At 65.2% G+C, this 9553-nt stretch carries 8 protein-coding genes; 5 read left to right on the top strand and 3 right to left on the bottom strand.

Features of this window, described 5'->3' with window-relative positions; all coding sequences use genetic code 11:
• The first annotated feature begins 1442 nt into the window (after positions 1-1442).
• The 4 genes from QZT59_RS14555 (at position 1443) to QZT59_RS14540 (ending at position 4443) form a co-directional block, all read left to right on the top strand.
• Positions 1443-2081, top strand: coding sequence for an Era-like GTP-binding protein (locus QZT59_RS14555; protein ID WP_290817940.1), 639 nt, complete (start codon positions 1443-1445; stop codon positions 2079-2081).
• A 4-nt stretch (positions 2082-2085) separates the two neighbouring features.
• Positions 2086-2478, top strand: coding sequence for a DUF2073 domain-containing protein (locus tag QZT59_RS14550; protein ID WP_290817937.1), 393 nt, complete (start codon positions 2086-2088; stop codon positions 2476-2478).
• A gap of 1 nt (position 2479) precedes the next feature.
• Positions 2480-3277, top strand: a complete 798-nt coding sequence (locus tag QZT59_RS14545; RefSeq protein WP_290817934.1) for a Zn-ribbon containing protein — start codon at positions 2480-2482, stop codon at positions 3275-3277.
• A gap of 383 nt (positions 3278-3660) precedes the next feature.
• Positions 3661-4443, top strand: coding sequence for a hypothetical protein (locus QZT59_RS14540; protein WP_290817931.1), 783 nt, complete (start codon positions 3661-3663; stop codon positions 4441-4443).
• Between the two features lie 91 nt (positions 4444-4534).
• Here QZT59_RS14540 and QZT59_RS14535 read toward each other — a convergent pair whose 3' ends face one another.
• The 3 genes from QZT59_RS14535 to QZT59_RS14525 all read right to left on the bottom strand — a co-directional run bounded on the left by QZT59_RS14535 (position 4535) and on the right by QZT59_RS14525 (position 8295).
• Positions 4535-5113, bottom strand: a complete 579-nt coding sequence (locus QZT59_RS14535; RefSeq protein WP_290817928.1) for a hypothetical protein — start codon at positions 5111-5113, stop codon at positions 4535-4537.
• Positions 5114-5202: 89 nt separating this feature from the next.
• Positions 5203-6825 carry an iron ABC transporter permease gene (locus QZT59_RS14530; RefSeq protein WP_290817925.1) on the bottom strand — a complete coding sequence of 541 codons (1623 nt, stop codon included), beginning with the start codon at positions 6823-6825 and terminating at the stop codon, positions 5203-5205.
• Positions 6826-7116: 291 nt separating this feature from the next.
• Positions 7117-8295 (bottom strand): extracellular solute-binding protein, encoded by a 1179-nt coding sequence (locus tag QZT59_RS14525; RefSeq protein WP_290817922.1) that lies wholly within the window; start codon positions 8293-8295, stop codon positions 7117-7119.
• A 276-nt stretch (positions 8296-8571) separates the two neighbouring features.
• Here QZT59_RS14525 and QZT59_RS14520 point away from each other — a divergent pair, with 276 nt between their 5' ends.
• A complete protein-coding gene (locus QZT59_RS14520; protein WP_290817919.1) occupies positions 8572-9303 on the top strand; it encodes a class I SAM-dependent methyltransferase in 732 nt (243 codons plus the stop codon).
• Positions 9304-9553: the final 250 nt, after the last annotated feature.

Raw genomic sequence — 9553 nt, 5'->3', positions numbered from 1 at the left:
CCATTTCTCTTAGACTCGGCGTGCCTTTTCTCCTGTATCTGTGGTACCATTTCTCCTGGAGCCGCCGTACCGTTCCACCCTCGAGTCGAACGTCCTCGATCGTGCGTCGAGGTTCTGTCGACGGTCGCGATCATCGAGTGCCGCATACCGGTGATCGAAGTACCGTCGACGGCGGTTCCGTTGGGAGGCGACGTACCCTCATTCCCGTCCGGAGTGGACACGACGTCATTTCCGTCCGGGGCGAGACAACGTCGGTATCGTTCGAAGTCAGGTTCCGTTCGAAATGAGGAGGATATTAGTACCGAGTTGGAACGGGAACGACGACCGTACCTTTCGGAGAGCGGATAAGATAAGTGAGGAAGATCGAATACCATCGGTTCGCGAGAAACGAACGAGCGACGGTCGACGGGACGATCGGGTCGTCGAATTGAGGGAGTCGGTAGAGCTGGCCGTCGCTGATTGAAAAAAATAGGGGCCCCGGATACCGAGCGTTCCGGCCATCCGTGATCGCCCTCGTTTCCGCTGCGTGCGAAGCGCGGATCGGTCGAACGAGCGTAAGGACGCCACTCGGGATCATCGATCGGAAAGGATACGCGATCGCCCCTACGGATATCCCTCCGTAACCGAACCCCCCACCCCTTGATTTCAGGTGGAACGCGAGAACACGCTCCCCCCGAACCGGAACTATATCATACAGGAAGATTTATCATAAGGTATGTGTAACCAGATCCGTAGGACGAACAAACGGGCGGTTGTTGTTAGTGGTGGGGTGTGTGTTACTAGGTCGCGCCGACGAAGACGCTCGGACGGAGGACCGATCAGGATCGGTCGAAAACCGCCGTCTACGAGGTATACGACCGTGAGAAACCTCGTACGACCCCTCCGCAGGGACGTCTCCGCCATCCACTCCGTCGGTTCACTCCAGTTGAAACGGGGGGGTGGGGGCCACGCTCTCCCTTCAACTCGGTGAAAAGATCCGGCCGAGTAATCTCTCTACCGACACGTCCACCCCGCACTCGGTCGGTCGACGCCGATCGATACGACGGCTCCGTTTGGCTCCACACGAACAGAAGGTGGCTGGAGTCGATCGACTGAACGGTCGAGCCCGAACTCGACGATCTGGCCGACGGTCGGTCGGGTTCGAGTCGACGTCCTGGTGCGACGGTCGGTCACGGTAACCGAGTTCACGGAACTCGGGTCTGTTTATTTCGACTACCAGAGAGCCTGTCGACGATATCGAGTCCGTCCACGTCGTGGACGTGGATTTTCGACTTCATTCCGTACGGTCCTCTGTTCGATTCGGTGCCGGCCACCATTTCCAGTCGACGTGACCGATTGTTCACGTACGCGGGCGGACGTTCATAACGTCTGACGTAGTCTTAAGTAGGTTCGATTCCCTGGTTGTTCCAGACGCACCCCGCCGGTGCTGGAGGTTCCCACAGATGGGACTGTTCACAGGACTCAAAGATAGTATCTCTCGGGCCACCGATCGGCTCTTCTCCGAAGAAGAGCCCAAACGGATCGGCATCTACGGCCCGCCGAATGCTGGAAAGACGACGCTCGCCAATCGAATCGCCCGCGACTGGACCGGAGACGCGATCGGGACGGAGAGTCACATCCCTCACGAAACGCGTCGAGCTCGACGCAAGGAGGGGGTCGAGATCGAACGAAACGGGAAGTCGGTGACGATCGACATCGTCGACACGCCCGGCGTGACGACCAAGGTCGACTACGAGGAGTTCACCGACGAGATGGACAAAGACGACGCGGTCCGGCGTTCCCGCGAGGCGACCGAGGGCGTCGCCGAAGCCATGCACTGGCTCCGCGAGGACGTCGACGGCGTCATCTACGTCCTCGACAGCGCCGAAGATCCCATCACGCAGGTCAATACGATGCTGATCGGGATCATCGAGTCGCGGGACCTCCCGGTCCTGATCTTCGCGAACAAGATCGACCTCGACGCCTCGAGCGTCAAGCGGATCGAGGACGCCTTCCCCCAACACGAGACGGTGCCGCTGTCGGCCAAAGAAGGCGACAATATGGACGTAGTCTACGACAACATCGCGGAGTACTTCGGGTGATACGATGCCGAAAGCCAAAAAGAAAGACGACGCCGGCGGGGTTCAGATCGACCTCATCAGCGGCGAGCGCATGGACGGGCTCGCCTGCATGGAGAAGATCCGAATGATCCTAGACGGCGTCCACGACGGCAACATCGTGATCCTCGAGGAGGGCCTCTCGCCGGAAGAAGAGAGCAAGCTCATCGAGGTGACGATGGCCGAGATCAGCCCGGACGAGTTCAACGGCATCGAGATCGAAACCTACCCGCGCTCGGAGAGTCGGGACTCCTCGCTGTTCGGGCGGATCATGGGTAGCGACGGCGACCAGCAGAAGCTCACCGTCATCGGACCGGCCAATCAGATCGAGACCCTCCACAAGGACGAAACGCTCATCAGCGCCCTCGTCTCCCGGAACTAGGATGCCACACCAGTGTACGAACTGCGGTCGCGGCTTTCCCGACGGCTCGAAGGAGATGCTCTCGGGGTGTCCCGACTGCGGCGGCAACAAGTTCCAGTTTTCACCCGCCGGAAGCGGATCCGACCGCGGTTCGTCGTCGGCCGACTCGACGCCGTCGGCTCCCGGGAGCGACGGATCCGCGCCGACGGGGTCGGGAGCGGACGACGCGTCCAGGGACGATCGGGAGTTTGCCCCGTGGCCCGACACCGCCCGTCCGCCGGAAGAGCGGGCGGAATCGCCGCCCCCGTCGCGATCGACCGGCGACGATTCGACCGGAACCGGCGGGTTCGTCGAGCGCTCGGCGGCCCGGGCGACCGGGACGAGCGTCGACGACGATTCGGTCCCGACCCGGAGGGACGACGCGATGGAAGACGACTTCGAGTGGGTCGAGGGCGACGAGGACGACGCGCAGGCCGACGCCCGGAGCGACGTCGTCTCGCCCGAGGAACTCCCGCCCTCGACGGCCGCCGCCGACGCGGATGGCCAGACCGTCGACGGGTCGACCGCCGAGTCCGAAGCCGACGAGCCTCCCACGCACGGTCGCGTCGTCAGCGAACCCGACGCGGAGCGACCGTCCCTGGAGGACCTCCGCGACGAACTCAACGACCAGTTCGAGAGCATCAAGATCGTCTCTCCCGGTCAGTACGAACTCAATCTGATGGAGCTCTACGATCGCGAAGAACACATCGTGTCCCTCCAGGAGGACGGCCGCTACGTCATCAACGTCCCGGACTCCTGGCGCGACGCGGACGACGAGTAAACCGCCCCGCTGGAAGGGGCCCGTACGCCGATTTTCGGCCGCCGTCTGCGTCCGGCGAGTTCGTGGAATTTCCCGCCGGCCGGACCGACTCGCAGATTTTCGTTCACTCGACCGGCGGTTACCGATCGCTTCGACCCCTCGATTTCGACTGCAACAGACCGTTAATCATTAGAGGTGTCCTGGGAGGATCGTTATAGGGCTCTACTTGAAACTATGGTTCTGTGGTCGGTGGGGACGGCCGTCTCGGGGGCGCGAAGAGATGGATTTAAGCGGTGGGGCGGGCACCCTTCACCCATGAGTACGGCCACGAAGATCGTCCTCTCGACGGTGCTCGCCGCCGCAGCAATCTCGCTCGTTCTCATGGCCCAGCTCGTCCTGGGCTGATGTTCGACCGTCGGGATCTCTCGTCGTCGGTCGGTGCGGTCAGGGACGACTACGCTCCGGACGCGCTCGTCTTCGACTGCGAGCGCGATTTCGAGACGGTCCCGCCGGCGGCCGCCGAGGACCTCGGATTCGTCGTCGACGCGCTCGATCCCGCGACGTTTCCGTCCGACTGGCTCCCGCCTGATGGGCCGGCGCTCCTGGAACGCTACGCCGGGGACGACTTCACGATCGGGATGCCCGGCGACGGCAGCGTAGTCTGGACGCGCCAGACGGAGCCGCCCGTCGTTCTCGTCAAACCCCGCGTCCGTGGCTCGCCGGCGTCGTTCGTCGACTTTCTGCTCGCCGAGGCGTTCGTCGAGTTATCGATGGACGTCCCGGAGCACTTTCTGGGTTTCTTCGAGGAGGGCTACCGCGATCTCGATCGCGCGGTCGGACTCGGCCCCGCGGGCACCTACCAGGTGGCGGCGGCGCTGTACGACGGCTGGCTCGGCTTGCGAACGGGAACCGAGTTCGCCGACTGGCACGATTCCCACCCCGAGCTCGGGTCGGCCTGGCAGGACGCGGGCGACCGCCTCACCGGACGGGTCGACGACCTCCCCGGCGCGGTCGCTCGGGGGAGCACCTCGTTCCCGGACGCGACCGAACTCGCCTGCAGCGCGATCAAACACGCGATCGAGCTCCCGGCGCCGTTCGACGCCCTCGACACCGCCGCCTATCGCGATCACGGTCCGGCGTACGCGATCCGGTGGGCGGAGAAGACGTTCGAAGCGCTCGCGGAGTGACCGGTTCGACGAACGGGCGCGGTCCCGCGGGATCGTTCGCCGCTCAGAAGTCGGCGTCGATGCGACCGTTTTCGTGGCGCCCGTTCGCCGCTCAGAAGTCGGCGTCGATGCGACCGTCTTCGTGGAGGTCGACGACCCCGTCGAACAGTTCGCCGAACTCGCCGAGGACCTCGTCGTCGTGAACCTCCGCGGAGAGGTGAAAGAGGCCGACGGCGTCGTGCTCGTCGAGCAGCGTGAGGATCCGCCTGGCGGCGTCCAGGGCCTCCTCCTCGCCGGCGTAGTAGGCGAGCTCGGTGAGCGAGTCGAAGCTGATCCGGCGCTTGCCGTCGGTCCGCTCGAGGAAGCGCTCGACCTGTTCGACGATCCCGTCGACGTGGTCGGGCGCGGAGACGTAGTAGACGTGGTCCTTCGAGCGTCGGGAGTACCCGCGCTCGATGCTGAGCGTGTCGAGGATGTCCGCCCGGGACTCGTCGACGTCGTAGTACTCGAGTTTCTGTCTCACCTCGCGGGCGGTGGTTCTCGTGGAGACGACGAGGAAGCGATCGATGTCGGTCTTGAGAAAGTCGGTGTCGATGCGGTCGGTCTCGCCGGTGCTCGGATGGCGCAAGAGGATGCCCGTTCCCCCCGGGACGGTTTCGGGCGTCCCCTCGATTTCCAGCGCGTACTCCATGTTGGAGACAACAACTTTCGGCACTCCTATAAAGAGTGCGGGTACGCGGTCGGTGATCGAATCCGGGGCCTCCGTCCGACGGTTCGGTTTCAACTGAAACCCCTGCCTTCCTGTCGGAGCAGGACGAGCATCGAGAGCCCGGAGATGACTATCAACAGGAGGGCGGGGACCGCGGCGTACCGATAGGCGAGGGCGTCCTGGGCGTCCCAGATGATGATGACGAGCGTGTCCATGCCGACGGGACCGAGCATCAGCGTCACCGGGAGCTCCTTCATCGTCGTCAGGAACACGAGGATGCCGCCGACGACCACCCCGGGGGCGATCAGCGGCAGGGTGACGCGCCTGAAGGTTTCGAGACGGCCGGCGTTGAGCGTTCGGGCGGCCTCGATGGTCGACTCGTCGACCTGCAACACCGACGACCGCACGGTACCGACGGCCTGCGGGAGGAACCGGACGACGTACGCGAACACGAGCAACCAGACGCCCTGCCTGTACAGCGAGGGGAAGGTTCTCGTCCCGAGGAACACCAGCGCGAGACCGATGACGACGCCGGGAACGGCGAACCCGACGTAGGTTGCACGCTCGAACACTCGCGAGACGACCGAGTTCGATCGCGCGGAGAAGTACGCGACCGGGAGGGCGAAGAGACAGGCGACGAGCGCGGCGAGCAGCGCCAGGCGGACGGAATTGTACGCGAACGTCCACTGGAACTCGAGCGAGGAGATGGGATCGCCCTCGCTCCGGAGGTACCAGTTCGAAAAGATCGCGACCGGGACGACGAGCGTGATGGCCCCGAGCAGCGAGACGAACCCCATCGCGGGCCACTTCCAGTTGCCGAGCCGGGCGGTGGTCCCGCTCCCGGGTCCGCCGCTGGCGTCCTCGTCCCGACCGATCCCCGCTTCGATAACCAGGACGACGGCGACGATCGCGACGAGCTGGAGGGCGAGCAGCGCCGCGTACTCGACGTTGAAGCTTCTGGACTGCCAGTAGATCGTACTGGTGAAGACGTCCGCGCCCATGAACGCCGGCGTCCCGAAATCGGAGATCGCGTACAGCGCCGCGAGCAACGCGCCCGCGGCGACGCCGGGGCGGATCTGGGGGAGCGTGACGCGGCGAAACGTCTCGACGGAACCGGCGTTCAGGGTCCGCGCGGCGTCGACCAGGGAGTGATCCATCGAGAGCAGTGCGGCGCGGGTCGTGAGAAAGACGTACGGGTAGGTGTACAGCGTGACGATGAACACCGCTCCCGGGAGCCCGTCGAGCCGCGGGACGGTCGCGCCGAAGAGGGTGTCGACCTCGCCGCCGGGCCCGAACATGCCGACGAACGCGATCGCGCCGATGTAGCTCGGAATCACCAGCGGAAGGGCGGCGACGACGGTCCAGAACCGGGGGTAGGGGAGATCGGTCCGGGTCGTCAACACGGCGAGCGGGACCCCGAGACCGATCGAAAACGCCGTGACCAGGGCCATCAGGACGATGCTGTTGAGCGTCACCGACGCCGTCCGCGAGGAGACGACGAGGTCGTACGCCCGCGACGGGTCCACGGTCGACGCCTCCCAGACGATCCAGAACATCGGCGAGACGACGAGGAACGCGACGACGGCGCTTGCCAGCCCGAGGCCGATCGTCGATCGGTCGGCCTCGGCGAGTCGCGAACGCATCGTCCGCAGACGAGCGCCGAGCGGTTCGTCGTCGGTCGTGGGTGATTTCATAGGAGATTCCCGGGCGAACGGACGATCTGGTGAGACGGTTGGCCGCTTGGAGTTAGGTGCACCTAAACCCCTCGAAGCGTTCCCGACGGGCCGGAATCGGCGAACGGGGGCGTCGGTTTCGACGGACGACCGCGACGAGCCGGTGGCGTCAACGCTGCTTACCGTCCGCAGAGTGAACTGAGACGGATTGTTTGGCCCGCCGTCGAGCGAACTGGGACGGATTATCTGGCCGCTCGCGGAGTGAACTGGGACGGATACACGAGCGGACGACTCGGCGGAACCTGCCGGTCGTCAGACCGTCATACCCTCGTCTTCGAGGAGTTCGTTGGCCTCCTGGAGGTCCATGTCGAAGTCGCTGAGGTCGAACTCCGGCGGGTTGATCTCCTCGAGGTCCGGGAACTCCCCGACGTAGTCGATTCCCTCGACGACCGGGTACTCGCCGTTGGCCTCCATCATGAACGTCTGGCCCTCTTCGGCGAGGAGGTGGCGGACGAACTCCGCGACGAGCTCGGGATCGTCGGCGGTGGTCGTCGCCCCGACGCCAGCGACGCTGAACAGGCAACCGGCGTCGTTCTCCGTGAACGTGGCGCCGATCGGGGCGTCCGGATTCTCGTTGACGATCCGGGCGGCGTAGTAACTGTTTCCGAGGGCCACGATGGGATCGCCGTCGCCGCCCCGGTTGACGGCTTCGGCCTGATCGGAACCGCCGGAAAAGAGCTGGACGTCCTGGTCTTCGACCATCGCTCGAACCCACTCGCGGGTCGCCTCCTCGCCCTCGAGTTCGACCATCGCCTGGATGAACCCGCGGAACGTCCCGGAGTTGGGCCGCGTCGAGATGACGCCCGCGAATCGGTCGTCGGTCGCGAACGCCGCGATGTCGGTGGGGAAGTCCTCCGGTCCGTCGAGGCCGAGTTCGTCCAGGCGGTCGCCGTTGTACTGGATCGCGCGAACGCGACCGGTCACGCCGGTCCAGTAGCCGTCGGGTTCGCGATAGCTCTCGGGGACGGCGTCGACGACGTCGTCGGGCAACCGCTGAAGCGCGCCGTTTCGTTCGAGCTCCCCGAGCGCACCGGGATCCTGCGAGTACATGACATCCGCTGGCGTGGCGTCGCCTTCCTGGAGGATCTGGTTGACCTGCACGTCGTTGTCGTCCGAGTCGACGCTGAGCGTGAGACCGTCGTACTCATCCTCGAGCGCGTCGAACACCGGGTCGATCTGGTCGCGTGTCCGTCCGGAGTAGATGGTGAGCTCGCCCTCGAGTTTGCCGAGATCGTCCCACGAGACGGCGGTCGAATCGACGGGATTCGCCAGCGGATCGGCGTCGGAGACGGCGCCGGCGGTTCCCCCGTCACCGTCGAGTATCCCGAGACAGCCGGCGAAACCGACGCTCGCGAGCGCGAGGCCGCTCGCTCCGAGGAAGCGGCGGCGGTTCGTCGGTCGGCGCCGGGAGTCCTCCGGTTCGTTTCCCATACTAGTTTTAGGCCGGCCTAAAACACAAATACCTATCGATCGTTCCCGAATTGCCGCAATTCCGGTTCGGCATTTCGGGGCTCGGTCGATAATCGAGACCGAACGTATCGGTTTCGGCGGACCTAAACTCCCGTAACGACGATTTGGTAGGCGGCCAATTCAGGGTGTCGATCGATCCCTGAGCGTGTGAGGATCGGTCCGCGACGTGAAATTCCCTTGCCCCGGTCGTCGGGCGGATGCGAACGGATTATCTCCCCCGCGGAGTCACGCTTCCCCATGAGCGTGCGCGAGGAGTTCGACGAGTGGGCGGCCGACGGTCGCGACAAGGGAATGGAAGAGCGCCACTGGGCGACCGCGAAGCACGCGCTCGGACGAATGCCGGTCGAACCGGGCGACGTCGTCCTCGATCTCGGCTGCGGCAGCGGCTACGCGGGACGAGCGATCCGCGACACCTACGACGCCGGTCGCGTCTACGGCCTCGACGGCTCGCCGGAGATGGCCCGCAACGCCGCGAGCTACACCGACGACCCGCAGGTCGGCTACGTCACCGGGGACTTCGGGGCGCTGCCGTTCGCCGAGGACGCGATCGATCACGTCTGGTCGATGGAGGCGTTCTACTACGCCGCCGATCCCCGGGAGACGCTCGCCGAAATCGCCCGCGTCCTTCGCCCGGGCGGGACGTTCTTCTGTGCGGTCAACTACTACGAAGAGAACGTCCACTCCCACGAGTGGCAAGAGCGGATCTCCGTCGACATGACCCGCTGGAGCGCCGGCGAGTACCGCGAGGCGTTCCGGGAGGCCGGCCTGCACGTCGCCGAACAGGACAACGTCCCGGACCGCGACGTCGAGATCCCCGACGCGTCGGCGTTCCCGACCGACGACTGGGAGCGCCGCGAGGACGTGGTCCAGCGCTATCGCGAACTCGGCACGCTGCTGACGGTCGGCGTGGCGCCGCGATCTGGTACCGATCGTCGGCGTGGGGCCGCGCCCCGGGACCGTCCGCCGTAGTCGGGCCTGGACGTTCTCGGCTTGCCTCCGGCATTGCGACGCAATCCGGTCGGCCGACCACCGTCGCGACGCCGGCAGCCGTCGACGGATCGACGCCGGCGGTCGAGTCGAAATCGGGGGGTGTGGACCGTTCGACGGGGAATCCGGTGAGCCGTCTCGGAACGGACGGCCGACCGCCGGCGTTGCCGCCACTCGAACCCCTTCATTTCACTTCGAAACGAGTGCACTATGGGCATAAACCCGGTAATTT

Source organism: Halovivax sp. (assembly GCA_007119345.1).
Classification (GTDB): Archaea; Halobacteriota; Halobacteria; order Halobacteriales; family Natrialbaceae; genus Halovivax.
This window is presented reverse-complemented; position numbering and strand designations above follow the sequence as displayed.